The sequence below is a fragment of the Sabulicella flocculans genome (genome assembly GCF_045449635.1).
Lineage (GTDB): Bacteria > Pseudomonadota > Alphaproteobacteria > Acetobacterales > Acetobacteraceae > Roseococcus.
Window position 1 is genome coordinate 1 of the sequence record NZ_JBJJBR010000011.1, and the last position, 24,017, is coordinate 24,017.

Annotated in this window: 19 protein-coding genes; 15 read left to right on the top strand and 4 right to left on the bottom strand. The window is 76.6% G+C overall.

Going from position 1 to position 24,017, the window contains the following annotated elements:
* Positions 1-185: hypothetical protein (locus ACI6QG_RS11620; RefSeq protein WP_407024725.1), on the top strand; the 185-nt coding region annotated here is incomplete at its 5' end.
* Here ACI6QG_RS11620 and ACI6QG_RS11625 read toward each other — a convergent pair.
* The gene (locus ACI6QG_RS11625; RefSeq protein ID WP_407024726.1) at positions 160-2,352 is read right to left on the bottom strand and encodes a glycosyltransferase; all 2,193 of its coding nucleotides are present in this window, start codon (positions 2,350-2,352) and stop codon (positions 160-162) included. The two genes, ACI6QG_RS11620 and ACI6QG_RS11625, sit on opposite strands and share 26 nt — an antisense overlap.
* A gap of 62 nt (positions 2,353-2,414) precedes the next feature.
* Positions 2,415-2,996: a D-sedoheptulose 7-phosphate isomerase gene (locus ACI6QG_RS11630; RefSeq protein ID WP_407024727.1), complete on the bottom strand. Its 582-nt coding sequence runs from the start codon at positions 2,994-2,996 to the stop codon at positions 2,415-2,417.
* An 83-nt stretch (positions 2,997-3,079) separates the two neighbouring features.
* Here ACI6QG_RS11630 and ACI6QG_RS11635 point away from each other — a divergent pair, with 83 nt between their 5' ends.
* The 6 genes from ACI6QG_RS11635 to ACI6QG_RS11660 all read left to right on the top strand — a co-directional run bounded on the left by ACI6QG_RS11635 (position 3,080) and on the right by ACI6QG_RS11660 (position 10,661).
* Positions 3,080-4,054, top strand: coding sequence for an NAD-dependent epimerase/dehydratase family protein (locus ACI6QG_RS11635; protein WP_407024728.1), 975 nt, complete (start codon positions 3,080-3,082; stop codon positions 4,052-4,054).
* The gene (gene rfaE1 / locus ACI6QG_RS11640) at positions 4,051-5,466 is read left to right on the top strand and encodes a D-glycero-beta-D-manno-heptose-7-phosphate kinase (protein WP_407024729.1); all 1,416 of its coding nucleotides are present in this window, start codon (positions 4,051-4,053) and stop codon (positions 5,464-5,466) included. Before ACI6QG_RS11635 ends, rfaE1 begins: the two co-directional genes overlap by 4 nt.
* Positions 5,467-5,521: 55 nt before the next feature.
* Positions 5,522-6,892: a DUF1800 domain-containing protein gene (locus ACI6QG_RS11645; protein WP_407024730.1), complete on the top strand. Its 1,371-nt coding sequence runs from the start codon at positions 5,522-5,524 to the stop codon at positions 6,890-6,892.
* Positions 6,889-8,070 carry a DUF1501 domain-containing protein gene (locus tag ACI6QG_RS11650; RefSeq protein WP_407024731.1) on the top strand — a complete coding sequence of 394 codons (1,182 nt, stop codon included), beginning with the start codon at positions 6,889-6,891 and terminating at the stop codon, positions 8,068-8,070. Before ACI6QG_RS11645 ends, ACI6QG_RS11650 begins: the two co-directional genes overlap by 4 nt.
* A 74-nt stretch (positions 8,071-8,144) precedes the next feature.
* The gene (locus tag ACI6QG_RS11655; RefSeq protein WP_407024732.1) at positions 8,145-9,689 is read left to right on the top strand and encodes a LicD family protein; all 1,545 of its coding nucleotides are present in this window, start codon (positions 8,145-8,147) and stop codon (positions 9,687-9,689) included.
* Positions 9,690-9,692: 3 nt separating this feature from the next.
* Entirely contained in the window at positions 9,693-10,661 is a 969-nt protein-coding gene (locus tag ACI6QG_RS11660) for an NAD(P)H-dependent glycerol-3-phosphate dehydrogenase (protein WP_407024733.1), read from the top strand.
* Between the two features lie 27 nt (positions 10,662-10,688).
* Here ACI6QG_RS11660 and ACI6QG_RS11665 read toward each other — a convergent pair whose 3' ends face one another.
* Together ACI6QG_RS11665 and ACI6QG_RS11670 are read right to left on the bottom strand one after the other, a co-directional pair.
* The gene (locus ACI6QG_RS11665; protein WP_407024734.1) at positions 10,689-12,170 is read right to left on the bottom strand and encodes a LicD family protein; all 1,482 of its coding nucleotides are present in this window, start codon (positions 12,168-12,170) and stop codon (positions 10,689-10,691) included.
* A gap of 86 nt (positions 12,171-12,256) precedes the next feature.
* Positions 12,257-13,399, bottom strand: a complete 1,143-nt coding sequence (locus tag ACI6QG_RS11670; protein WP_407024735.1) for a hypothetical protein — start codon at positions 13,397-13,399, stop codon at positions 12,257-12,259.
* A gap of 77 nt (positions 13,400-13,476) precedes the next feature.
* On the opposite strand from ACI6QG_RS11670, the gene ACI6QG_RS11675 reads away from it, so the two are divergent.
* The 8 genes from ACI6QG_RS11675 (at position 13,477) to ACI6QG_RS11710 (ending at position 24,017) form a co-directional block, all read left to right on the top strand.
* On the top strand, positions 13,477-13,893 hold the full coding sequence (locus tag ACI6QG_RS11675; RefSeq protein ID WP_407024736.1) for an FAD synthase family protein: 417 nt from the start codon (positions 13,477-13,479) through the stop codon (positions 13,891-13,893).
* A gap of 51 nt (positions 13,894-13,944) precedes the next feature.
* Positions 13,945-15,483, top strand: a complete 1,539-nt coding sequence (locus tag ACI6QG_RS11680) for a hypothetical protein (protein WP_407024737.1) — start codon at positions 13,945-13,947, stop codon at positions 15,481-15,483.
* Positions 15,480-16,715, top strand: a complete 1,236-nt coding sequence (locus tag ACI6QG_RS11685; RefSeq protein ID WP_407024738.1) for a glycosyltransferase — start codon at positions 15,480-15,482, stop codon at positions 16,713-16,715. The genes ACI6QG_RS11680 and ACI6QG_RS11685 overlap by 4 nt, the downstream gene beginning before the upstream one ends.
* Positions 16,716-16,746: 31 nt before the next feature.
* On the top strand, positions 16,747-17,568 hold the full coding sequence (locus ACI6QG_RS11690; RefSeq protein ID WP_407024739.1) for a hypothetical protein: 822 nt from the start codon (positions 16,747-16,749) through the stop codon (positions 17,566-17,568).
* A gap of 73 nt (positions 17,569-17,641) precedes the next feature.
* Positions 17,642-19,066, top strand: a complete 1,425-nt coding sequence (locus ACI6QG_RS11695) for a mannose-1-phosphate guanylyltransferase/mannose-6-phosphate isomerase (protein WP_407024740.1) — start codon at positions 17,642-17,644, stop codon at positions 19,064-19,066.
* Between the two features lie 90 nt (positions 19,067-19,156).
* Positions 19,157-21,340 (top strand): peptidase domain-containing ABC transporter, encoded by a 2,184-nt coding sequence (locus ACI6QG_RS11700; protein WP_407024741.1) that lies wholly within the window; start codon positions 19,157-19,159, stop codon positions 21,338-21,340.
* Positions 21,337-22,677 carry an HlyD family type I secretion periplasmic adaptor subunit gene (locus ACI6QG_RS11705; RefSeq protein ID WP_407024742.1) on the top strand — a complete coding sequence of 447 codons (1,341 nt, stop codon included), beginning with the start codon at positions 21,337-21,339 and terminating at the stop codon, positions 22,675-22,677. Before ACI6QG_RS11700 ends, ACI6QG_RS11705 begins: the two co-directional genes overlap by 4 nt.
* 20 nt (positions 22,678-22,697) lie before the next feature.
* Positions 22,698-24,017 carry a UDP-glucose dehydrogenase family protein gene (locus tag ACI6QG_RS11710; protein WP_407024743.1) on the top strand — a complete coding sequence of 440 codons (1,320 nt, stop codon included), beginning with the start codon at positions 22,698-22,700 and terminating at the stop codon, positions 24,015-24,017.

A 24,017-nucleotide genomic window follows, 5' to 3' on the forward strand; every position in this document is an offset into this window, starting at 1 on the left:
GGGTGGCGGCCTCCCGCGCCTCCGCCCCCTTGCTGGCGCCGGGGCCGCGCGCCGCCTGCGACGCGCTGGCGGCGATGCTGGCGGCGCCGTCCTGGCGCCGGCCCGCCCTGGCGCGCGCCGCCGGCTTCCGCCACCACGCCGCGGCGGGCGAGGCCTGGCTCAGCCTGTGGCTGGCGCTGCCCTGAGGCGGCTGGCCGCCAGCGCCCGGCGGAAGCCGTCCTCCAGCGCGTCGCGCACCCCCTCGGGGGAGAAGCGCGCGGCGGCGTAGGCGCGCTGCGCCGCCACCTGCGCCCGCCAGGCGTCGTCATCCTCCAGCAGGCGCAGCGCCGCCGCCGCCAGCCCGGCCGCGTCCTCCGCCACCGCGCAGGGCGCGCCGTCCAGGCCCTGCACGCCCACCGGCGTGGTCACCAGCGGCAGGCCGGCATGCAGCGCCTCCACCACCTTCAGCTTCACCCCGGCGCCGAAGCGCAGCGGGCAGATGGCCAGCCGGGCGGCGGCGTAGCGGCGGCGCAACTCCTCGTCCGGGACGAAGCCGGTCACCTCCACCCCCGGCCCGGCCAGCGCCCGAACCTCCGGCGTGGGGCTGGAGCCGACGATGGACAGCGCCGCGTCCGGCCGCCGCGCGCGCACCAGCGGCATCACCTCCTGCACCAGCCAGGCCGCGGCGTCCACGTTGGGCGGGTGGCCGAAGCCCGCCACGAACACCAGGCCGGCGCGGCCTTCCGGCCCCGGCGGCGCCTCGGGCAGCGGCGGCAGCGTGAAGGACAGCAGCGTCATCGCCGCGGTGCCCGGCGCCAGGCGGCGCACCTGCGCCGTCTCCTCCTCCGACAGGTAGATGACCAGGTCGCTGCCGGCCCAGGCGGCGCGCTCCTCCGCCTCGGCGCGCCCGGCCTCGGCGCGCAGGGCGGCGGCGCGGGCGGGGTCGCGCGCCTCCACCACCGCGGCCTCGCGGCGCAGGCGCTCGTGGTGCAGGTCGTGGCCGTAGAACAGGCGCGGCACCGCGGGCGCCAGCGCCTCCAGCGCCGGCAGCAGCGCCGCCGCCACGTGCGGGCGCGACAGCACCGCCTGGTCCAGCTGCCCCGCGTTCTCGCGCAGCCAGCCGGCGAAGTCGGGGCGGCCGGGGCCGGCGATGCACTCCACCCCCAGCCGCTCCAGCGCGGCGCGGTAGGGCGGCAGGTCCAGCCCGTTCAGCGGCCAGAACTTCACCGCGTGGCCGGCGGCCAGCAGCGCCTGCACGACCGACAGCGTGGCGCGCGACCCGGCATCCTGGTCGGGGGTGGGGATGTTGTTGTCCGCCAGCAGCACCACGCGGCGCGCCCCGTCCGCGGGGGCGCGGTCGCGCGCGCGGATCAGGTGGGTGCCGTTGGGCTCGTGCCGCTCCAGCACCGCGCGGTGGCGCTCGAACAGGCGGCGCAGGTTGGTCACCTGGTGGGCCTTCACGCCTTGCGTCACGTCCGTCCCGTGCGAGGCGCCCTCGTGGTGCATCACCGTCGCCCACGGCACGTAGAGGGTGCGCCAGCCCGCCGCGCGCAGGCGGAAGGCGAGGTCGGTGTCCTCGCAATAGGCGGGCAGGAAGTGCTCGTCGAAGCCGCCCATCGCCTCCCAGGCGGCGCGCGGCAGCATGATGGCGGCGCCGGAGCAGTAGTCGGCCTCGCGCAGGTAGGTGAATTCGGGCTGGCGGGGGTCCTGCCGGTTGCCCCAGTTCCAGGCCGAGCCGTCGCGCCACAGGATGCCCCCGGCCTCCTGCAGCCATCCCCGGGGGTACAGCAGCCGCGCGCCCGCCAGCCCGACCGGCCCGGGGAAGCCGGGGTGGGGCTCGGTGAGCGCGGCGTGCAGCGCGTCCAGCGCGCCGGGCATCACCTCGGTGTCGTTGTTCAGCAAGAACAGGAACTGCCCGCGCGCCAGGGTGGCGGCGTCGTTGCAGGAGCGCAGGAAGCCCAGGTTCTCCGCGCGCTCGACGTAGCGCAGGCCGCGCACCGCGCGCAGCGCCGGCGCCTGCGGGTCGCCCGAGGCGTCCTCCACCAGCAGGACCTCGAAGGGCAGGGCAGGGGGGAAGGCCGCCAGCGAGGCGAGGCAGCGCAGCGAATGCGCCACCTGCCCGTAGGCCGGGATGATGACGGACAGCACCGGCGCGTCGGAGGTGGGCAGCACCACATCGCCGGGCCGCGGCACCGCCAGCTCGGGCGGCAGGCCCAGCGCCGCGCGCATGTCCAGGCGGCGTCCCAGGGCGCGCTGCCACAGGAAGCGCAGCCGCGCGGTGACGAAGCCGCGGCGCTTCCACACCTCCTCGCGCAGCCGCCCCTCCCGCGCCCAGCCCGCCAGCCGGCGGGCGCGGTGGAGCTGTCGTCTCACGAACGGGACTGCGGAGGCCATGCCGGCTTGTATCGCGCCGCGGCGGGGCGCGACAGGGCGGCTCACGGCGCCGGGTGCAGCGCCTCCTCCAGCCGCAGGCACAGCAGGTGGCCCGCCGCCAGCTGCCCCTGCTGGATCAGCGGCGTGGAGTCCGAGGGGATGCGCATCTCGGCATCGGCCAGCGCGGCCATGGCGCCGCCGTCGCGCCCGGTCAGCGCCACCGTTCCCAGGCCGCGGGCGCGCGCGGCGCGCATCGCTTCCACCACGTTGGGCGAGCGCCCGGAGGTGGAGATGCCCACCAGCACGTCGCCCGCCCGCCCCAGCGCCTCCACCTGGCGGGCGAACAGGCGCTCGAAGCCGTAGTCGTTGCCGATGCCGGTGAGGGCGGAGCTGTCCACCGTCAGCGCCAGCGCCGCCATGCCCGGGCGGTCGTGCATGAAGCGCGAGACCAGCTCGGCCGCCAGGTGCTGGGCGTCCGCCGCGCTGCCGCCATTGCCGCAGAACAGGATCTTGCCGCCGCGCCGCAGCGCCGCCTCGCACAGCGCCACGGCGGCGGCGATGGCGGCGTGCAGCGCCGCGTCGTCGCGCATGCGGTCCAGCACCTCGGCGGAACGGGCCAGGTAGTCGCGGGTCTCGGTCGGCATGGGGGCGTGTATCGCGCCCCGGCCGCGCCCGCGCAACTTGGGCGCGCTTCCCCTGCCGCGCGCGCCCCTGTAAGCACGCCGCCATGCCCATCCTCGTCACCGGCGCCGCTGGCTTCATCGGCGCGCACCTGGTCCGCGCCCTGCTGGCGCGGGGCGAGGAGGTGGTGGGCCTCGACAACCTCAACCCCTACTACGACCCGGCGCTGAAGCAGGCGCGGCTGGAGGCGATGACGGCGGCGGCCCGCCCAGGCCAGTTCCGCTTCCACCGGCTCGACCTCGCCGACCACGCCGCCGTGCTGGAGCTGTTCGCCGCCGAGCGCCCGGACCGCGTGGCCCACCTGGGCGCCCAGGCCGGGGTGCGCTGGTCGCTGGAGCAGCCCTTCGCCTACACCGCCGCCAACGTCACCGGCCAGCTCGCCATCCTGGAGGGCGTCCGCCGCTCGGAAGGGCGGGTGCGGCACGCGGTGCACGCCTCCACCTCCTCGGTGTACGGCGCGCGCACCGGCGGCCCCTTCGCCGAGGGCGACCGCACCGACCATCCCGCCTCGCTCTACGCCGCCACCAAGAAGGCCGGCGAGGTGATGGCCGAGAGCTACGCCGCCCTCTACGGCCTCTCGCTCACCGCGCTGCGCTTCTTCACCGTCTACGGCCCCTGGGGCCGGCCCGACATGGCGGTGTGGCTGTTCACCGCGGCGATGACGCAGGGCCGCCCCATCCGCCTGTTCAACGAGGGGCGGATGCGGCGGGACTTCACCTTCGTGGACGACATCGTCGCCGGCGTCCTGGCCGTGCTGGACCACCCGCCCGCCGCGCCGGGCCAGCGCATCTACAACATCGGCAACTCCCGCCCGGAGGAGCTGGGCACGCTGGTTGCCACGCTGGAGCGCCTGCTGGGCGTCACCGCGGCGAAGCAGCTGCTGCCGATGCAGCCCGGCGACGTGCCGGCCACCTACGCCGACATCTCGGCCATGCGGCGCGACTTCGGCTGGGCGCCCACCACCACGCTGGAGGGGGGGCTGGAGCGCTGGGTGGCCTGGTGGAAGGCCCGCGCGGCATGACGCCGCTGGAGGGGCGCCGCGTCGCCGTGCTGGGCGACGCCATGCTGGACCGCTTCCTGTACGGCGCGGCCGAGCGCCTGTCGCCCGAGGCGCCGGTGCCGGTGGTGCGGCTGGCCCGGCGGGACTCCATGGCCGGGGGCGCGGGCAACGTGGCGCGCAACATCGCCGCCCTGGGCGGGCAGCCCGCCCTGGTGGCCCTGGCCGGCGAGGACGCGGACGGCGCCGAGCTGGCCGCGCTGCTGGGCCCCGGCGCGCGGCTGCTGCGCGGCCCGGGGCGGCGCACCACGGCCAAGCTGCGCGTCATCGCCGCCCGCCAGCAGGTGGTGCGGGTGGACGAGGAGCACGCCGCCCCCGCCACCGCGGCGGAGGAGGCGGCGCTGCTGGTGGCGCTGGACGGCGCGCTGCCCGGCGCCGGCGCCCTGGTGCTGAGCGACTACGGCAAGGGCGTGTTGACCCAAGCGGTGTGCCGCGCCGCCATCGCCCGCGCCCGCGCCGCCGGCGTGCCCTGCCTGGTGGACCCCAAGGGCACCGACTACGCCCGCTACGCCGGGGCCGACGCCCTGACCCCCAACGCCAAGGAGCTGGCCGAGGCCACCGGCCTGCCCGTGGCCACCGACGCCGAGGCCGAGGCCGCCTGCCGCGCCCTGCTGGCCCGCGTGCCGGTGGGCGCCGTGCTGGCCACCCGCAGCGAGAAGGGCATGCTGCTGGTGCCGCGCGACGGCGCCCCCGCCCGCGTCCCCGCCGTGGCGCGCGAGGTGTTCGACGTCTCCGGCGCCGGCGACACCGCCATCGCCACCCTGGCGCTGGCGGTGGCCAATGGCCGCGGGCTGGAGGCGGCGATGCGCCTGGCCAACGCCGCCGCGGGCGTGGTGGTGGGCAAGCTGGGCACCGCCACCTGCTCGGCCGCCGAGCTGGACCACGCGCTGCGCGAGGCCGAGGGCGCGGAGGGCGCCGTGCTGCCCTGGGCCGACGCCGCCCGGCTGGTGCGCGAATGGCAGGGCCAGGGGCTGCGCGTCGGCCTGGCCAATGGCTGCTTCGACGTGCTGCACGCCGGCCATGTCCGCCTGCTGCGCGACGCGCGGCGCCACTGCGACCGCCTGGTGGTGGCGCTGAACGAGGACGCCTCGGTGGCGCGGCTGAAGGGTCCCTCGCGCCCGCTGAACCCGCTGGGCGACCGCGCGGCGGTGATCGGCGCGCTGGCCGCGGTGGACGCGGTGGTGGCCTTCGCGGAGGACACGCCGCTGCAGGCCATCCTGGCCCTGCGCCCCGACCGGCTGTTCAAGGGCAGCGACTACCGGCTGGACCAGGTGGTGGGCGCGGCCGAGGTGGCCTCCTGGGGCGGCGAGACGGTGCTGCTGGACCTGCTGCCGGGGCGCAGCACCACCGCGCTGGTGCGCCGCGCCGGCGGCTGAGGCGCGCCGCCGCCCGCCCGTGGACCCCCCTGCGGCCCCGGTGGTAGGCTGGGCCATGGCGCGCGACGACCGGCTCCTGCTCATCGCCAGCCAGCGCTTCGGCCTGGGCGGCGATGCCGGCGACATCGGGGCCGACCCGCGCGGCTGGGCGCGCGACCAGGCGCGCCGCCCCGCCGACCCGCTGCCCGATTCCCTGCCCGGCATCGCCGAGGCCATCGCGAACGAGCGCGCGGGCCGCGCCTTCAACACCCGGCTGCGCGCCGCCCGCGCCCTGGCGCAGGAGCGCGGGGAGGAGCCGCCCCGCCCGCCGCCGCGCGCCGAGCGCGGCTTCTCCGGCCCCAACGAGACCGCCAACGACCTGCTGGCCGCCTGGCTGGACCGCGCCCCGGCCACCGCCGCCCCGCTGGCCGAGCGCCTGGTGCTGCACTGGCACGACCACTTCACCACGAGCCGCGCCCGCACCATCGTCGGCCACTTCCTGCCGGACCTGGAGCGCACGGCCATCCGCCCGCACATCCACGGCCCCTTCGCCGCCATGCTGAAGGCGGCGGTGCTGCACCCGGCGATGCTGATCTACCTCGACGGCGCCGCCTCGGCCGGGCCGGATTCGCCCCTGGCCCGCCGCCGCCCTGGCCGCCTCGGCCTGAACGAGAACCTGGGCCGCGAGATCCTGGAGCTGCACACCCTGGGCGTGGATGGCGGCTACGGGCAGGAGGACGTGCGCGCCCTGTCCCTGGCGCTCTCCGGCTGGACCATCGGCTTCGGCGAGGACCCGCCGCCCTTTCCCTTCGACCCCGCCCGGCACCAGCCCGGGCCCAAGGTGCTGCTGGGCCGCACCTACGCCGAGGACGGGCCGGGCCAGGCGCCGGCCATGCTGGACGACCTGGCCCGCCACCCCGCCACCGCCCGCCACGTCGCCCGCCGCTTCGTGCGGCACCTGGTGGGCGGCGGGCTGCCGGGGCTGGAGGCGCGGATGGCCGCGGCCTTCGCCGCCTCCGGCGGCCAGCTGGGCGCGATGACCCGCGCGCTGGTGGAGGACCTGGAGTCCTGGGGGCCGCCGCGCAAGCTGCGCCCGCCCATCGAGCTGCTGCTGGGCGCGGCGCGCCTGCTGGGCGGGCTGCCGCCGCGCCCGGCGCCCGCCGCCGCGCTGGACGCCATGGGCCAGCCCTTCGCCACCGCGCCGCTGCCCGCCGGCTGGCCGGCGGCGGACGACGCCTGGACCTCGCCCGACGGGGTGAAGACCCGGCTGGACTGGGCGGCGCAGCTCGCCGCCGCCCTGCCGGCCGGCACGGACGCGCGGGCGCTGCTGCACCGCGCCCTGGGCCCGGCCGCCAGCGCCGAGACCCGCCGCGCCGTGGACCGCGCCGAGGACGGCCGGCAGGCGCTCGCCCTCCTCCTCCTGTCGCCGGAGTTCCAGCGCCGATGAGCCACCCCGCCGCCCGCCGCGCCGTGCTGGGGGGGCTGGGCACCCTGTTCGCCTGGGGCTTCGCGCCGCACCGCGCGGCGGCGCAGGGCCGCGACCCGCGGCTGCTGGTGGTGGTGCTGCGCGGGGCGCTGGACGGGCTGGCGATGGTGCAGCCGGTGGGCGACCCCGCCTTCGCCGCGCTGCGCGGCGCCGAATCCGGCACGCCGCACCGGCTGGACGACCTGTTCGCCCTGCACGCCGGCATGCCGCGCCTGCTGGCGATGTTCGCGGCGGGCGAGGCGCTGGCGGTGCACGCCGCGCACACCCCCTATCGCGGCCGCTCCCACTTCGACGGGCAGGACGTGCTGGAAAGCGGGCTGGGCGGCGTACCGGGCGGGGCGCGCACCGGCTGGCTGAACCGCGCGCTGGAGGTGCTGCCGCGCGGCGCCCGCCTGCCGGCGCCGCGCGGCCTCGCCATCTCGCCCACCGTGCCGGTCATCATGCAGGGCGCCGCCCCGGTGGAGACCTGGCAGCCCCAGGCCTTCCGCTACGCCGACCCCGCCCTGGTGGCCCGCCTGCTCGACCTCTACGAGGCGCGCGACCCGCGGCTGGCCGAGGCGCTGCGCCAGGGCGCGGCGCTGGACGACGCCCTGCAGGCCGAGGGCCAGGGCCGCGCCGCCCCCGGCCTGCCGCGCTTCGTGGCCGAGGCGCAGGCGGCGGCGCGCATCATGTCCCGCCCCGACGGGCCGCGGGTGGCGGCGCTGAGCGTCACCGGCTGGGACACCCACGCCGCCCAGGGCACGGCGCAGGGCGCGCTGGCGCAGCGCCTGGGCCTGCTGGACCAGGCGCTGGGCGCGCTGCGCGACGGGCTGGCGCCGGCCTGGGCCGACACGGTGGTGGCGGTGGTGACGGAGTTCGGCCGCACCGCCGCGCTGAACGGCAGCCGCGGCACCGACCACGGCGCGGCCTCGGCGGCGCTGCTGCTGGGCGGGCGGGTGGCCGGCGGGCGGGTGCTGGCCGACTGGCCCGGCCTGGCCCCGCACGACCTGCTGGACGGCCGGGACCTGCGCCCCACCACCGACCTGCGCGCCGTGCTGGCCGGGGTGCTGGAAGCCCAGCTCGGCCTGGGCGGGGCGGCGCTGCGGGCGGCCTTCCCGGACGCCGGGCTGCGCCCGCTGCGCGGCCTGCTGCGCGCGTGAGGGGGCGGCCCGGCTATCCCGCCGCGCCGGGAAATGCGACATGCCCGGGAGGCAAGCCGGGGAGCAAGGGCTGAATGTTCGCGCGTCTGAGCGACGGCAGGGCGAGGCTGCGGGCCGGCGCGCTCGCCATCCTGCCCGGGCTGGTGCATTTCGCCGCCGCCCCGCTGCGCCTCGCCCCGGCGGGCGGGCGGGTGTCCTGGCTGCGCCTGTTCCTGCCCGAGACGGAAATCCTCAACCTGCGCCAGCTGCGGCTGGAGGGGCCCCCGGCCGAGGCGCTGGCCCAGGCCACCGTCACCCTCTCCTCCATGCACCGCAGCATGCCCGCGCCCGACGCCTTCCTGCACGGCCAGCCCCTGCACACCGAGCGCGAGCCCTTCCCCTTCTGGCAGGTGCGCTTCCGCACCCCGGTGGAGGTGCGGCTGCTGGAGCTGGAGAACCGGCACGACGCCTGGTGCGGCCGCGCCTACGGCCTGTGCGCCGCGGTGGGCCACGCCGACGGCGCGGTCTGGAGCTTCGACAACCTGGACCCCGCCCTGCTGCGCCTGCGCCTGGGCGCCTTCGCCTGCCGCCTGCAGGACCTGGGCGCGCATGTGGGCGCCCTGCGCGGCCCGGCGCGGCCGCCCGAGGCGCTGGTGCGCGAGCTGCTGGCCGCCTCCGAATCCCTGCTGGCCCTGGCCGGCGAGCTGCTGGCCGGCGCCAGCCCGCCGCCCGAGGCCGGCCCCGCCGCCCGCGGCCGGCTGGTGGGCGTGCTGTCCGAGCTGTCGCACCTGCTGGAGGGGCGGCACCTCGCGGCCTTCCTGGGCCATGCCGGCCGGGTGGCGGACGCGCTGCTGCACCGCGCCGCCCGCCCGGCCGACGCCGCGCCCGAGCCCTTCGAGGCCGAGGCGCTGGCGCTGCTGTTCGGCGACATGGTGATGGCCGGCGGCAAGGCGCCGCTGGCCGCGGTGGGCGAGTGCGACGCCCTGCTGAAGGACGCCGCGCGCACCCGCCAGGTCGAGGCGCGGGTGAACGCGCTGTATGCCCGCGCCGGCAAGGACCCTGCCATCCAGCCCATCATGTTCCGCGCCCACGGCATGAGCGGCTCGGAGCTGCGGCGCGACCCGGCCTCCTTCGTGGCCGCGATGAAGGAGGTGGAGGCGGCGCTGGGCGCCCTCGGCCACCCGGCCGCCATCTGCTACGGCACGCTGCTGGGCGCCGTGCGCGAGGGCGACTTCATCGCCCATGACGACGACGTGGACATGGCCATGCAGGTGTCCGCCGCCGACGAGGAGGCGCTGATGGCGGAGCTGCGCGGCATCGTCGCGGGCCTGGCCGCGCGCGGGGTGAAGGCCATCGTCACCGAGGGCTACCGCTTCCTCAAGGTGCTGGCCCCCGCCGCCGGGCGCCACGTGGACGTCTTCCCCATCCTGCGCACGGCCCCCGGCACGGTGCGCATGTACATGGAGCAGCTTCGCATCCGCGACGTGCCGGAGGCCTGCGTGCTGCCCTTCGGCGCCATGGAGTTCCGCGGCGCGCGCTTCGCCATCCCCGCCGACCCGCCGCGCTTCCTGGAGGAGCGCTACGGCGCCACCTGGCGCACGCCCATGCGCGTCGTCGGCTCCAACAACCAGGAGGCCTGAGCCTTGGCCCGCATCGCCGTGCTGGGCGGCGGCTCCTTCGGGACCGCCGTCGCCGCCGCCGCCGCCCGCGGCGGCGAGGAGGTGGCGCTGGTGTGCCGCACCGCCCGCCAGGCCGAGGCCATCGGCCGCACCGGCCGCAACGCCGACTACTTCCCCGACATCGCCCTGCCGCCCGGCCTGCGCGCCACCGCCGAGGTGGACGCGTGCCGCGCGGCGGAGGTGCTGTTCCTCGCCATCCCGGCGCGCCACATGGACGACTACATGCCCCTGCTGTCCGGCGGGCTGCGGCCGGGGGCGGCGGTGGTGAACCTGGTGAAGGGGCTGGACACCCGCCGCCTGACCTTCGCCGAGCGCTTCGCGCAGGACGCGCCGGGCGTGGGCTACGTGGCGCTGAAGGGCCCGACCTTCGCCCGCCCGCTGCTGCTGGGCGAGTATTCCGGCCTGACCATCGGCACCGCCGACCCGGCGCTGGAGGCGCGGCTGCGCGCCCTGTTCGGCGGCGGCGCCATCGACTTCGACTCCTGCGCCTCCGCCGCCGCGGTGGACGCGGTCAGCGCGCTGAAGAACATCTACGCCATCATGCTGGGCGTGCTGGCCTCGCTGAACCTGTCGGACAACACGCGCTTCATGTTCATCACCCGCGTGCTGGCCGAGGCGCGGCAGGTGATGGAGGTGCTGGGCTTCGACCCCGGCGTCGTCTCGCTCTACTGCGGGGTGGGGGACATCCTGCTCACCGGCTCCTGCGACACCAGCCGCAACCGCACGCTGGGGCTGATGATCGGCAAGGGCATCCCGGTGGACCCCAACCGGCCGGACTTCCTGGCCGAGGGCGTGCGCTCCGTGCGCATCATCGCCGAGCACCTGCCGCCGGGCGCCGCGCCGCTGATCGGCGCGCTGACCGCCGTGCTGGACGGCGCCATCCCGCCGGGCGAGATGCCCGACATCCTGCTGCGCGGCCGCGCGGCGGCCTGAAGGGGGCGCGCCGAGGGGAAGGCGGCCTCAGCCGCCCACCATCTGGTGGCCCACCTTGCGCTGCGGCACCCGCCAGCCGGGGCCGTAGCGGTCGGCCAGGAAGTCCTCCGGCCGGGCGGGCGCGCCGAACTCCATCCCCCGGAAGGCGATGCGCCCCAGCGGCAGCACCAGCTCCCGCCGCACCGGGCGGATGCGCATGCCCTCCATCAGCATCGCCACCTGCCCGTCATCCAGCGGGATGATGGGGAACAGGTCCACCGCGAAGCGCCGGCCGGGCGGGCGCACCTGCGCGAACAGCCGCGGGTCGAGCCGGGCATGGAAGCCCAGCCCCTGCAGCCCCTCCACCACCGCCGCCATGCCGGCGGCGCCGTCCGCGGCGGGCAGCTCCACCGCCAGGTCCACGTCGTCGTCATGGGCGATGAAGTCGCCCTCGCGCACCGCGCCCAGCAGCGTGCCGTAGCACAGGGCGCTGCGGTGGCCGAGCGAGTCCAGCGCCGCCTGCACCTCCCCCATCACCGCCAGCACCATGGGGGCGTTGGGCGCCAGGAAGGGGCCGCTGAGGCCATGGACGCGCAGCATCAGCGGCATCTGCTCCGGCCGGCCGCCCAGGGCCGGGAACTCGGCGTTCACCGCCTGCTCGAAGGCGGCGACGGCGGCGGCGTCGGGCGGGATGCCGCCGCAGGCGCGCAGCCGCTCCACCGGCACCCGCGCGGCGGCCGGCAGGAAGTCGTCCAGCACGGCGAAGGCCAGGGCGCCCAGCGCCAGCTCCGGCGGGTCGGGCACCTCCGTCACGTCGCGGCCCATCAGGGCGCGCAGCAGGGCGGCGGCGGCGGGCAGGCGGGCGCGCCGCGCCTCGGGCGGCAGGGCGCGCAGCGCCGCCAGCAGCGCCGCCATCGCCTCCCACCGCAGGTCGCGCAGCGCCGCGGCGTCCAGCGGGCCGCCGGCCAGCGCGGCGCCGATGCCGCGGAACAGGCGCGTGGCGGCCAGCAGCGCCTGCGCCGGCGCCGGGTGGCCCGGCAGCTCCTCCGCCAGCGCCAGCACCAGGTCCTCCGCCGCGGCGCGCAGCGCGGCCACCCGCCCGGCCAGCCATGCGGGATCGTCGGTGGCGACGTCGAAGGGCTCCGTCCCCGCGCAGTCCAGCGTGATGCGCACCGCGCGGGTGCCGCGCCGCCCCGGCCGGCTGTGCAGCAGCAGCGCCGCCGCCGCCGCCGGCTCGGCGAAGCGCAGGCGCACCCAGGGGTCGCGCACCCAGCCCGTCGCCACCTCGCGGCCGCGCAGCGGGTCGCCCGCCATGTTGGTGACGTGGGAGGCAGTGACGGCGTAGCTGCCCTCCGGCGGCCGCGGCACGCCCTCCAGCGCCACCTTCACCAGCGCCACCCGGCTCATGCCGGTGGCGGCGACCTGCGCCTCGCGCAGGGGGGCGGGCAGGGGGATGCGCAGCGGCTCCAGGTCGAAGGTCATCAGGCCGGGCAGGGCCTCCAGCAACGCCGCGGCCCGCGCCTTCTTCATCGTCCCCGTCATCCCATGCCCCCCGGCCAGCCCATCCATGCGGGGGCCATCGCACGTCGCGCGGCGCCGGCATAGGCGCCCCGGCGTCAGCCGCCCGCCGTCATGGCCGCCATCGCGCCGAGCAGGGCAGGGGAGCCCTCCATCCCCTCGCCCTGCCAGACCGCGACGAAGGGCGCCTCCGCCGCGCCGGCCAGCCACAGGGCGGCCAGGCGGTGGTTGCCGTCCAGCATCGCGGCGTCCCAGCCGCCGCCGCCGCGGGTGCGGAAGGCGCCGCCGGGCACCGGGTCGAACAGCACCGCCGGGTGCGCCAGGCGGGCGGTGCACAGGATGTCCAGCACGCGCTCCAGCCGGCCCTCGATGCGCGCGGCCGCCCCGGGGCCGCGCAGCTCCGCCGCCATGCCGGGGTCGTAGGCGCCGCGGGCCGAGGCGTCGCGCAGGAAGGCGAGGTAGAGGTTGTCCTCCTCCATCCCGCCCCATTCGACGTGGCGCACCAGCCCCTTGAGCAACAGCATCCAGTAGCGCGCCGAGCCGAACCCCTCCGCGGGGCCGGCGGCGTCCTCCAGCCGGGCGGCGGCCCGGCGCAGGGCGGGCAGCAGGGCGAACCGCCCGCCGCCCGCGGCCGCCACCGCCTCGCGCAGCGCTTCCAGCGCGGGGGCGGCGGCGCGGTCGGCGCAGAGCAGGGCGGCGATGGCGGGCGAGGCGGCGACGTCCAGCCGCGGGCAGGCGGCGGGGTCGGCCGCCACGCCCAGGCGCAGCCCGATGGACCGCCCCCAGGCGCGCCGCGCGGCCAGGGCGGCGCAGGGCGGCGCGTCGGCCCGGCTCCAGCCCGCCGTCCAGGCCGGCAGGGCGGGGTGGCGGCGCAGCGCGGCCTCCAGCCCGGAAGCCGGCGCCGCGCCCACCAGCGCCTCCCGCGCCAGCGCCCCGGCTTCGGGGGAGAAGGCGCCGCCGTCATGCACCACGTCCCACTCCGCCGGGCCGCCGCGCGGGTCCGCCGCCAGGGCGGCCACGCCGGGCCCCGCCGGCCCCGGCCACGCCGCCGCCTCCTGCGCGCCGGCGGCGAGGGCCAGCGCGCCCAGGCCCGGCCCCTCCTCGCCGAGGTCCAGGAAGCGGCAGCCGGCGAGCGGCAGGGAGGCGATGAAATCCTTCAGGGCCGGGCGTCCCGCTGCTCGAAATCCGCGGAACGTCCCGCAGAATGCTTCGCGTCTTGCGCAAGTGTCGCGAAGAAGCAAGCAGTTTCACTTAGATTGACAGCAAGTAAAATCCTCAGGAATTTGATGCCAGGACAACAGCGGGCAAGGCGGGGCGCATGACGCGCAGCAAGACGGTGATCACCTTCGGGACCTACGACTTGTTCCACATCGGCCACCTCAACGTCCTCCACCGCGCGGCGGCCCTGGGCGGGCGGCTGGTGGTCGGCGTCTCCTCAGACGCGCTGAACTTCAGCAAGAAGGCCGCCTTCCCCGTCTTCTCCCAGGCCGACCGCATGGCGATCATCCGCGCCATCCGCGTGGTGGACGAGGTGTTCCTGGAGGAGAGCCTGGAGCAGAAGGGCGACTACATCCGCGCCCACCACGCCGACGTGCTGGTGATGGGCGACGACTGGGCCGGCAAGTTCGACATGTTCCGCTCCCTGTGCGAGGTCGTCTACCTGCCGCGCACGGAGGGCATCTCCACCACCGCCATCAAGCAGGGGCTGGAGCGCGAGCGCATCGTCCAGGCCTGAGGGGACGGCCGCCCCGTCGCCGCCATTCGCCATCGCAAGGAGCGGAGAGCCTTGAGCCCGCAGGATTCCACCTCGCCCGCGGCGCAGCTGCAGGCCGCCGAGGCGCTGACCACGCAGACGCTGCGCTTCCACCCCGACCACCAGGCCGGCTTCATCGAGTTCGCCGCGCCCGACGAATCCGGCCGCTGCTGGTTCGGCGGCTGGGTGCGCGACGCCGCGCCGGACGAGGACGGCGCGCTGCTGCTGGACCGGCGCAAGTTCCCCGGGCTGCTGCGCCTGTGCCGCTACCATCGCGACGACCTGCCGCCGGGCGCGTCGGGCTTCCTGGGCCTGTTCGAGGGCGAGTGGCAGCCCGGCCCGGCGACCACGGAGATCTTCCTCGCCCTCGCCGGGGCGGCGCCGGCGCACCTGCGCTCGCTGTCGCCGCTGCGGGTGGTGCCGCTGCGCGACGTCGCCCTGCTGTTCGAGCAGGTGGAGGGCTGCCGCCCCCGCGGCCCCTTCGCGGCGCTGCGCGACGCCCTGCTGGCGCCGGACAGCTGGATGGCCGGCAACGCCCAGGCCGCCGGGCTGCCGCTGCATTGCGGCTTCGACCAGGTGCTGCTGCTGCCCGGCTTCGGCTGCGTGGTGGAGGGCTGGGTGCTCAGCCCCGCCCGGCCGGTGGCGGGGTTCACCCTGCGGCTGGACGGCCTGTCCATCCCCGCCGCCGCCGAGGGCACGCGCCGCCGCGCCCGGCCCGACCTGCGCGAGGCCTTCCCGGCCCTGGCCCCCCTGGCCGCCGAGGCCGGCTTCGTGGCGCTCTTCCGCCACGCCGGGCCGCTGCCGCTGGCCGGCGCCATGCTGCGCTTCGTCCACCCCGACGGCACCGCCAGCAACGAGGAGCTGCCCGCCGCCCGCGCCGGCTGGGTGGAGGCGGGGCTGGGCGAGGCCGAGCTGCTGCGCGCCTACCCGGCGCTGGAATACGAGCCCTTCGCGCCCGCGCTGGCGCAGGCCCTGGCGGCGCGCCGGCTGGCCGGCCGCCCGGCCCCGCGCCCGGCCCTGCCGCCCGCCCCGGCGCCGCGCGCCGTGCTGCGCGCCGTCGGCGGCACCCGCAGCGAGGCCTTCCGCCTGTTCGACGAGGCCGCCGCCCACGCCCCGCTGCTGGCCGCGCGCGGCTTCGGCATCGCCTTCCTGGGGCTGGAGACGCAGCGCGACGTGCTGCTGCCGCTGTTCCACGGCTTCCGCCGCGCCTTCGCCGGGCCGGCCTCCCTGTTCCTGGCCGGCGGCGCCGCGCCCTCCCTGGCCGAGCCGGCGCCGCTGCTGGCCGCGCTGGGCACGGAGCGCTTCCTGGCCATGGAGGCCTTCACCCGCCTGCCCGCGCCGCTGCTGGAGCAGGCGCTGGACCACTTGGCGGCCCCCCGCCTGCGCGAGGCGGTGATCCTCGGCCAGGGGCTGGGCGCCGCCGCGGCCGAGCCCGCCGGCCTGCTGGGCCCGGCCGCGCCGGGCCGCGCCCGCCCGCCCGCCGTGCTGGGCACCGTGGCCTGGACCGGCCCGCGCCCGCGGCCCAGCGAGATGGAGCGCCGCCTGGCCCTGGCCGCGGCGGTGGCGGCATGAGCGCGCCCGCGGGGCCGGTGGCGGTCCTGTCCCACACGCATCCCTCCGTCTCCAAGGGCGGGGCGGAGATCGCGGCGCACACGCTGTTCCAGGGGCTGCGCCGCCTGGGCGTGCCCGCCATCTTCGTCGCCGCCGTGCCGCGCCGCCTGGCGGCCGAGGTGGTGCCCGGCGGGCCGGACGAGCACGTCCTCCTCCACGACGAGGAGCGCTACGACCACTTTTTCAACCTGGGCGACCCCGCCCTGGCGGCCGAGCTGGCGGCGCTGCTGCGGGCGCGCGGGGTGGCGCTGGCCTGCTTCCACCACTTCCTGAACTTCGGCGCCGGGGCGCTGCGCGCGGTGCGCCAGGGCCTGGGCATCCCCACCTTCCTGGTGCTGCACGAGTTCCTGGCGATGTGCGCCCACCATGGCCAGATGGTGACGCGCCCGGCGCGGCTGCTCTGCCCCGCCGCCACGCCCCTGCGCTGCCTGCGCTGCTTCCCCGAGGGCGGCATCGACCAGGTGGCCGCGCGCCACGACCTGATGCGCGAGGCGCTGGGGCTGATGGACGGGCTGGTGGCCCCCAGCGCCTTCCTGGCCGGCCGCTTCGCCGGCTGGGGCCTGCCGCCGGGGCGCATCGCGGTGATCGAGAACGGGCTGGCCGGCTTCGACGGCCTGGTGCCGCCGCCGCGCCCCGCCGACGGCAAGGCGGTGATCGGCGTGTTCGGCCAGCTCACGCCCTTCAAGGGCCTGAACACCGTGCTGGACGCCGCCGACCTGCTGGCCGCCGAGCCCGAGCTGGCCGCGCGGCTGGAGATCCGGCTGCACGGGCTGCTGGTGGGCCAGGAGCCCGCCTTCGCCGCGCGCTTCGAGGAGGCGCTGCGCCGCCACCCCTTCCTGCGCTTCGCCGGCCCCTACGAGAACGAGGGCGTGCGCCGGCTGATGGCCGCCACCGACGCCGTGCTGGTGCCCAGCACCTGGTGGGAGAACTCGCCCCTGGTCATCCAGGAGGCCTACGCCGCCGGCCGCCCGGTCATCTGCTCGGGCATCGGCGGCATGGCGGAGAAGGTGCCGGAGGGCGTGGCCGGGCTGCACTTCGAGCCGGGCAGCGCGGCGGGGCTGCTGGGGGCGCTGCGCGACTTCGCGGCGCGCCCCGCCGGCGGCTGGGCGCTGCCCGCGCCGCTGGACGAGCGGGAGATGGCGGCGCGCTACCTGCGCGCCTTCGGGATGGGCGCTGCGCGCCCGCGGGACTGAGACGGGACTCGAGGCTGGGGAAGGGCGGAGCATGAGCGGTGGATTCAAGGGTGCGATCGAGGCAGTGGCGCCGACGGAGGTGTCGGGCTGGGTGGCCATCCCCGGCCTGCCCCTGCGCGGGCAGACGGTGCTGGCCTTCCTGGACGAGGCCTGCATCGGCGCCGGCCGGGTGGAGATCTTCCGCGAGGACCTGGCCGATGCGGGAATCGGCGACGGCTTCGCGGGCTACGTGATCGAGACCTCGCCGGTGCCGGCCAACGACCTGGGCCGGGTGACGGTGCGCCTCGACGCCAGCGACTTCCTGCTGGTGCAGCCGGGCGCGCGCGTCTCCGGCGGGGGCGCCGCCGCGGCCGCGGCCCCGGCGCGCCGCCCGCTGGAGATCGGCCCGGCCAACCTGCAATGGATGGCCGCGCGCGGCTGGCTGAGCCAGCCCGACTACGACCTGCTGAAGTTCTTCGACCGCATGGGCGTCTACGAGCGCGCCCTGCCCGGCGCGGAGGAGGCGCGCGACCGCCCGGCCGCCCTGGCCCGCGCCAGCATGGAGCTGCTGTGCCTGCGCGAGGTGGAGGTGGAGAAGCGCCCCGCCAAGACCCTGGCGGAGCTGCGCGACCTGATGGCCGTGGTGGCCGCCGAGGCGCGCATGGCCCCCGTGCTGGCGCTGTGGTGCGCCGACCGCGTGCGCCTGGGCGTGCGCGAGGGCAGCCACGCCGCCGCCGAGGCCGCCACCGGCCCGCTGGTGGACTACGACCTGGGCCCGGACCGGCTGGTGCTGGTGGCCGCCGGGTTGGGCTTCGACCACCTGCGCGCCCTGCCGGGCGGCGGGCTGGTGGCCTATGTCGGCCGCCTGGCCTGACGGCGCGGGGGCTTCCGCGCGGCCCCGCGCCGTGGGATCGGAAGCGCCCCACCATCCTGGACGGACACCCCGCATGACCGACGACGCCCTGGTTCCCGTGATCCTTTGCGGCGGCTCGGGCACGCGCCTGTGGCCGCTCTCGCGCGAATCCCTGCCCAAGCAGTTCTGGCCCTTGCTGGGCGGCGAATCCATGCTGGTGGAGACGGCGCGGCGCGGGCAGGGCGCGGGCTTCGCCCCGCCCCTGCTGGTGGCCGGCGAGGCCCAGCGCTTCGAGGTGGCCGAGCAGATGCGCGCCGCGGGCATCGCCGGCGCGCGCATCCTGCTGGAGCCGGAGGGGCGCAACAGCGCCCCGGCCATCGCCGCAGCCGCCGCGCTGCTGGCCCGCCAGGACCCCGGCACCGTGCTGTGGATCCTGCCGGCCGACCACGCGGTGGCCGACGTGCCGGCGCTGCACGCCGCCCTGGCCCGGGCGGCCGCGGCGGCGCGGGCCGGCCGCGTCGTCACCTTCGGCATGGCCCCCACCGCGCCCGAGACCGGCTACGGCTACATCGAGCACGGCGCGCCGCTGCCGGGCCTGCCCGGCGCGCTGGCGGTGGCCCGCTTCGTGGAGAAGCCCGACGCCGCCGCCGCCCGCGCCCTGGCCGCCGACGGCCGCCATTCCTGGAACAGCGGCATGTTCGTCGCCACCGCCGCCACCCTGCTGCGCGAGCTGGCGGCGCACGCGCCCGCCGTGCTGGCCGCCGCCGAGGCCGCGGTGGAGGCCGCCGCGCACGACCTGGACTTCATCCGCCTGGGCGCCGAGGCGTTCCGCGCCGCGCCCTCCATCTCCATCGACTACGCGGTGATGGAGCGCACCGCCCTGGCCGCCGTGGTGCCGGCCGAGATCGGCTGGTCCGACGTCGGCTCCTGGGACGCGCTGTGGGCGGCCTCGCCGCGCGACGCCTCGGGCAACGCGCTGTCCGGCCCCGTCGAGGCGCTGGACTGCGAGGGCTGCCTGGTGCGTTCGGAGGGGATGCTGACGGCCGCGGTGGGGCTGCGCGACGTGGCGCTGGTGGTGACGGACGACGCCGTGCTGGCGGTGCCGCGCGACCGCGCGCAGGACGTCAAGCGCATCGTGGAGCGGCTGAAGGCGCGCGGCGTGACCCAGGCGGTGGAGCACCGCCGCATGTTCCGCCCCTGGGGCCACTACGAGGGCATGATCCGCGGCGACCGCTTCCAGGTGAAGCGCATCACGGTGAAGCCCGGCGGGCGCCTGTCGCTGCAGACGCATTTCCACCGCGCCGAGCACTGGGTGGTGGTGCACGGCACCGCGCGGGTGACCCGCGACGCCGAGGTGCTGCTGGTGGGCGAGAACCAGAGCGTCTACCTGCCTTTGGGCTGCGTCCACCGCATGGAGAACCCGGGCAAGATCCCCCTGGTGCTGATCGAGGTCCAGGTGGGCTCCTACCTCGGCGAGGACGACATCGTGCGCATCGAGGACACCTACGGCCGCGGCTGAGGGCGGCCGCCTGTTTCAACCAGGGCGCGAAGGCGCTACCATCGCGTGCAGACGAGGCGCCGCGCGGGACATCCCGGGGACCACCGCATCTTGGACCAGACCGCCGACATCCAGGCGCCGCCCCGCGCGGCGCTCCCGCCCCGCCCGGCGGCGCTGCACGCCCTGGGCCTGCGCATGGGCGTGGACATCGACCGGCGCACGCTGGCCATGCTCGCCGCCGCCGACGCGGTGGAGGCGCCGGCCCTGGTGCGCTGCGCCCAGGAGGCCGGGCTGGACGCGCGCGCCCTGCCCATGGGCTGGGCCGACGTGCTGAACCTGGCCGGCGGCGGCTCGGCCGCCATGCTGCTGCTCAAGGATGGCGGCGCGGCGCTGCTGGAGGGCCGGGTGCCGGGCCGCGACGCCGTGCTGCTGCGCGACCCGCGCGACATGACCGCCCCCGCGCGGGAGGTGGACCGGGCGCGGCTGGAGGAGAACTGGCTGCGCGGGGGCATCGTGATGCGCGGCGCCGACGCGCACCGCGCCGCCGAGACGCCCTTCGGCCTGCGCTGGATCTGGCTGACGCTGAGCCCCGACGCGAAGCTGGTGCGCGACATCGGGCTGGCGTCGGTGGTGCTGGCGGTGCTGGGCCTGGCGCCGGCGCTGATCTTCATGAGCATCGCCGACCGGGTGATGCTGTTCCAGACCTACTCCACCCTGGTGCTGTTCGCGGCGATGATGGTGGTGATCACCGCCTTCGACGTGCTGCTGGGCTGGGCCAAGCGCCACCTGTCGGCCGTGCTGGCGCGCCGGGTGGACGCGCGGATGAGCCTGTTCACCATGGAGCGCCTGCTGCGCCTGCCGCTGGACTTCTTCGAGAAGACCCAGGCCGGGGACATCCAGTCGCGCATCTTCCAGATGCACCGCGTGCGCGACTTCATCACCGGCCCGATGTTCCGCACCTTCGTGAACGTGGTCACGCTGGTGGTGGTGCTGCCGGTGCTGTTCCTGATCTCGGTGCCGCTGACTTGGCTGGTGCTGCTGCTCACCGCGATGCTGGTGCTGCTGATCCTGGCCTTCCGCCCGGCCATCCGCCGCGCCACCGCCCGCGCGGTGGAGGCCGAGCGCGCCAAGGCCGTGGTGCTGGCCGAGACGGTGCAGGGCATGCGCACCATCAAGGCCCTGGCCATCGAGCCGCAGCAGAGCGAGGTGTGGAACCGCCGCACCGCCGAGGCGGTGCGGGCGCATTTCGACCTCATGGCGCTGACCAACCGGCTGGAAACCCTGTCCGAGCCCATCGAGGCGATGTTCCAGCGCTCGGTGATGATCATCGGCGCGGTGCTGGTGCTGCGCAGCGGCGGCGACACCACCATCGGCTCGCTCTTCGCCTTCATCATGCTGGCCGGGCGCGTCTCCGGGCCGCTGATGTCGCTGGTGAACCTGCTGCACGCCATCGAGCACGTCCGCATGGCCGTGGGCGAGGCCGGCTCCGTCGTCAACCACCCGGCCGAGCGCCCGGCCGGCGCGCAGGGCATCCGCCCCGCCATCCGCGGCCGCGTCTCCTTCCACGAGGTGTCCTTCACCTATCCCGGCACCGCCGCCCCCGTGCTGCGCGAGGTGAGCTTCGAGGCGCCGGAGGGCAGCATCCTGGGCGTGGTCGGCCGCTCCGGCTCGGGCAAGAGCACCATCACGCGGCTGCTGCAGTCGCTCAACGCCGGCTACACCGGCCTCATCAAGGTGGACGGCATCGAGCTGCGAGAGCTGGACCTGCAGCACCTGCGCCGCAACATGGGCGTCGTGCTGCAGGAGAACTTCATGTTCCGCGGCACCATCCGGGAAAACGTCGCCGCCGGGCGCATGGGCGTCTCCTTCAAGGACGTCATCCACGCCTGCCGCCTGGCCGGGGCGGAGGAGTTCATCGAGCGCCTGCCGCGCTCCTACGACACGCTGATCGAGGAAGGCTCGCCCAACCTGTCGGGCGGGCAGAAGCAGCGCCTGGCCATCGCGCGCGCGCTGGTGACCTCGCCCCCCATCCTGGTGCTGGACGAGGCGACCAGCGCGCTGGACCCCGAGAGCGAGGCCATCGTCAACGCCAACCTGCGGCGCATCGCGCGCGGGCGGACCATCCTCATGGTCAGCCACCGCCTGTCCAGCCTGGTGGACGCCGACCGCATCCTGGTGCTGGAGCGCGGCGAGGTGGCCGGCTGCGCCCCGCACGCCGAGCTGCTGCGCACCGTGCCGGCCTACCGCGCCCTGTGGGCCCAGCAGAACCGCGACGTCCGGGAGGGCGCGCCATGAACGCCATGCCGGGCCGGCCGCGGCCGGAGGAGCCCACCCTCGTCACGCTGGAATTCGTCTCGCCCACCGCGGCCGAGATCGCGCGGCCGCCGCGGCGGCTGGCGCGCAGCATCGTGCTGATCCTGGCCGCGCTGTTCGCCTGCATCATGGCCGTGCTGATCCTGCTGCCGATGGACCGGGTGGTGGTGGCGCAGGGGCGGGTGGTCAGCACCGTGCCCAACGTGCTGATCCAGCCGCTGGAGCCCGCCATCGTGCGCAGCTTCCACGTGCGGGTGAACCAGGTGGTCCGCCGCGGCGAGCTGATCGCCCACCTGGACCCCACCTTCGCCGGCGCCGACGTGGCGGCGCTGAGCGCGCAGGAACTCAGCCTCGCCGCCGAGGTGGAGCGGCTGGAAGCCGAGGCCGCCGAGCAGCCCTTCGCCCCCGGGCCGGGCCAGGCCATGGCGCTGCAGGCCGCCATCTTCGGCCAGCGCCGGGCGGAGCGCGAGTTCCGCGTGGAAAGCCTGCGCCAGCGCATGAACGTGCTGCAGGAGGGCATGGCCCGCAGCCGGGCCGAGCTGGCGCAGCTGGCCCAGCGCGCCCAGATCGCCGGCCAGATCGAGACCATGCGCCGCGACCTGGAGCGCGTGCAGGTCGGCTCGCGCCTCAACTCGCTGATTGCCACCGATTCGCGGCTGGAGATCCAGCGCACCATCGCCGCGCTGGAGGGCCAGCTGCGCGGCAGCGCGCGGGAGCTGGCCTCCGTCGCCGCCGACCTCGACGCCTTCCTGGGCAACTGGCGCGCCCAGGTCTCGCAGGACCTGGCGGCGCGCCGGCGCGACCTGTCCGACGTGCGCGAGGGGCTGGCCAAGGCGCGGCTGCGCCACACCCTGATCGAGATGCGCGCCCCGGTGGACGCCGTGGTGCAGGAGCTTGGCAAGAACTCCCCGGGCTCCGTCCTCGCGGCGGGGGAGCTGCTGGCGGCGCTGGTGCCGCTGGAGGCCCGGCTGGAGGTGGAGGCCGAGATCCAGCCGCGCGACCTGGCGCATGTCGGCATGGACGACCGCGTGGCGCTGAAGTTCGAGACCTTCCCCTTCATCCGGCACGGCATGGGCTGGGGCCGCGTCCTCAACCTGTCGCAGGACACCACGCGCGCCCAGCAGGTGGCCAACGCCCCCGCCTTCTACCGCGCCCGCGTCTCGGTGGACGAGATGAACCTGGTGAACATCCCGCCCGAGTTCCGCCTCATGCCCGGCATGCCTGTCCAGGCGGACATCATGGTGGGCACGCGCACCCCGCTGCGGTATCTGCTCGAGCGCGCGCTGCCCAACCTGGTCGAGGCGATGCGCGAGCCCTGAGGCGGAGGATTGGAGACGCGATGAGGATTGCAGTCGTTGGCGCCGGCTATGTCGGCCTGGTCTCCGGGGCGTGCTTCGCCGAGTTCGGCGTGGAGGTGGCGCTGGTGGACACCGACGCGGCCAAGGTCGCGGCCCTGGGCGAGGGGCGCATGCCCATCTACGAGCCCGGGCTGGACAAGCTGGTGGCCGACAACGCGCGGGAAGGCCGGCTGTCCTTCACCACCGACCTTTCGGCCGCGGTGGCCGGGGCGGACGCCGTGTTCCTGGCGGTGGGCACCCCCACCCGGCGCGGCGACGGCCACGCCGACCTCACCTACGTCTTCGCCGCGGCCGAGCAGGTGGCGCGCGCCGCCCGCGGCCCGCTGGTGCTGGTGACCAAGTCCACCGTGCCGGTGGGAACCGGCCGGCGCATCAAGGCCATCGTGCAGGCGGCCCGGCCGGAGCTGGACATCGCCGTCGCCTCCAACCCCGAGTTCCTGCGCGAGGGCGCGGCCATCGGCGACTTCATGCGCCCCGACCGCGTGGTGGTGGGCGTGGAGGACGGCCCCTCCGGCGAGCGCGCGGCCGAGGTGCTGCGCCGCCTGTACCGCCCGCTCTACCTCATCGAGAAGCCGGTGATGGTCACGGCGCTGGAGACGGCGGAGATCATCAAGTACGCCGCCAACGCCTTCCTCGCCATGAAGATCTCCTTCATCAACGAGGTCGCCGACCTGTGCGAGAAGGCCGGCGCCGACGTGCAGGAGGTGGCGCGCGGCATCGGGCTGGACGGGCGCATCGGCCGCAAGTTCCTCCATGCCGGGCCGGGCTACGGCGGCTCCTGCTTCCCCAAGGACACGCTGGCCTTCGCCCGCACCGGACAGGAACTCGGCGCGCCGCTGCGGCTGGTGGAGACCACCATCGCGGTGAACGACGCCCGCAAGGAGGCGATGGCCCAGCGCGTGGTGGATGCCTGCGGCGGCAGCCTGGCGGGCAAGACGGTGGCCGTGCTGGGCCTGACCTTCAAGCCCGAGACGGACGACATGCGCGACGCCCCCTCGCTCGCCATCCTGCCGCTGCTGGCGCAGGCGGGCGCCACCCTGCGCGCCTTCGACCCCGAGGGGATGCCCTTCGCCCGGCAGATGCTGCCCGAGGGCATCCACTACGCCCGCAACGCGCTGGACGCCGCCCAGGGCGCCGACGCCCTGGTGCTGCTGACCGAGTGGAACGAGTTCCGCGCCCTGGCCCCCGCCCGGCTGGCCGAGGCGATGGCCGGCCGCGTGGTGGTGGACCTGCGCAACGTGTGGGAGCCGGCGGCGATGCGCGAGGCCGGCTTCGCCTACCACTCGGTGGGCCGGGCCTGA

Excerpts from the sequence above, each read along its gene's own strand:
- ACI6QG_RS11630 (WP_407024727.1), bottom strand. The coding sequence starts at position 2,996 with ATGCCGACCGAGACCCGCGACTACCTGGCCCGTTCCGCCGAGGTGCTG.
- ACI6QG_RS11635 (WP_407024728.1), top strand. The coding sequence starts at position 3,080 with ATGCCCATCCTCGTCACCGGCGCCGCTGGCTTCATCGGCGCGCACCTG.
- rfaE1 (WP_407024729.1), top strand. The coding sequence starts at position 4,051 with ATGACGCCGCTGGAGGGGCGCCGCGTCGCCGTGCTGGGCGACGCCATG.
- ACI6QG_RS11645 (WP_407024730.1), top strand. The coding sequence starts at position 5,522 with ATGGCGCGCGACGACCGGCTCCTGCTCATCGCCAGCCAGCGCTTCGGC.
- ACI6QG_RS11650 (WP_407024731.1), top strand. The coding sequence starts at position 6,889 with ATGAGCCACCCCGCCGCCCGCCGCGCCGTGCTGGGGGGGCTGGGCACC.
- ACI6QG_RS11655 (WP_407024732.1), top strand. The coding sequence starts at position 8,145 with ATGTTCGCGCGTCTGAGCGACGGCAGGGCGAGGCTGCGGGCCGGCGCG.
- ACI6QG_RS11665 (WP_407024734.1), bottom strand. The coding sequence starts at position 12,170 with ATGAAGAAGGCGCGGGCCGCGGCGTTGCTGGAGGCCCTGCCCGGCCTG.
- ACI6QG_RS11675 (WP_407024736.1), top strand. The coding sequence starts at position 13,477 with ATGACGCGCAGCAAGACGGTGATCACCTTCGGGACCTACGACTTGTTC.
- ACI6QG_RS11685 (WP_407024738.1), top strand. The coding sequence starts at position 15,480 with ATGAGCGCGCCCGCGGGGCCGGTGGCGGTCCTGTCCCACACGCATCCC.
- ACI6QG_RS11690 (WP_407024739.1), top strand. The coding sequence starts at position 16,747 with ATGAGCGGTGGATTCAAGGGTGCGATCGAGGCAGTGGCGCCGACGGAG.
- ACI6QG_RS11695 (WP_407024740.1), top strand. The coding sequence starts at position 17,642 with ATGACCGACGACGCCCTGGTTCCCGTGATCCTTTGCGGCGGCTCGGGC.
- ACI6QG_RS11705 (WP_407024742.1), top strand. The coding sequence starts at position 21,337 with ATGAACGCCATGCCGGGCCGGCCGCGGCCGGAGGAGCCCACCCTCGTC.
- ACI6QG_RS11710 (WP_407024743.1), top strand. The coding sequence starts at position 22,698 with ATGAGGATTGCAGTCGTTGGCGCCGGCTATGTCGGCCTGGTCTCCGGG.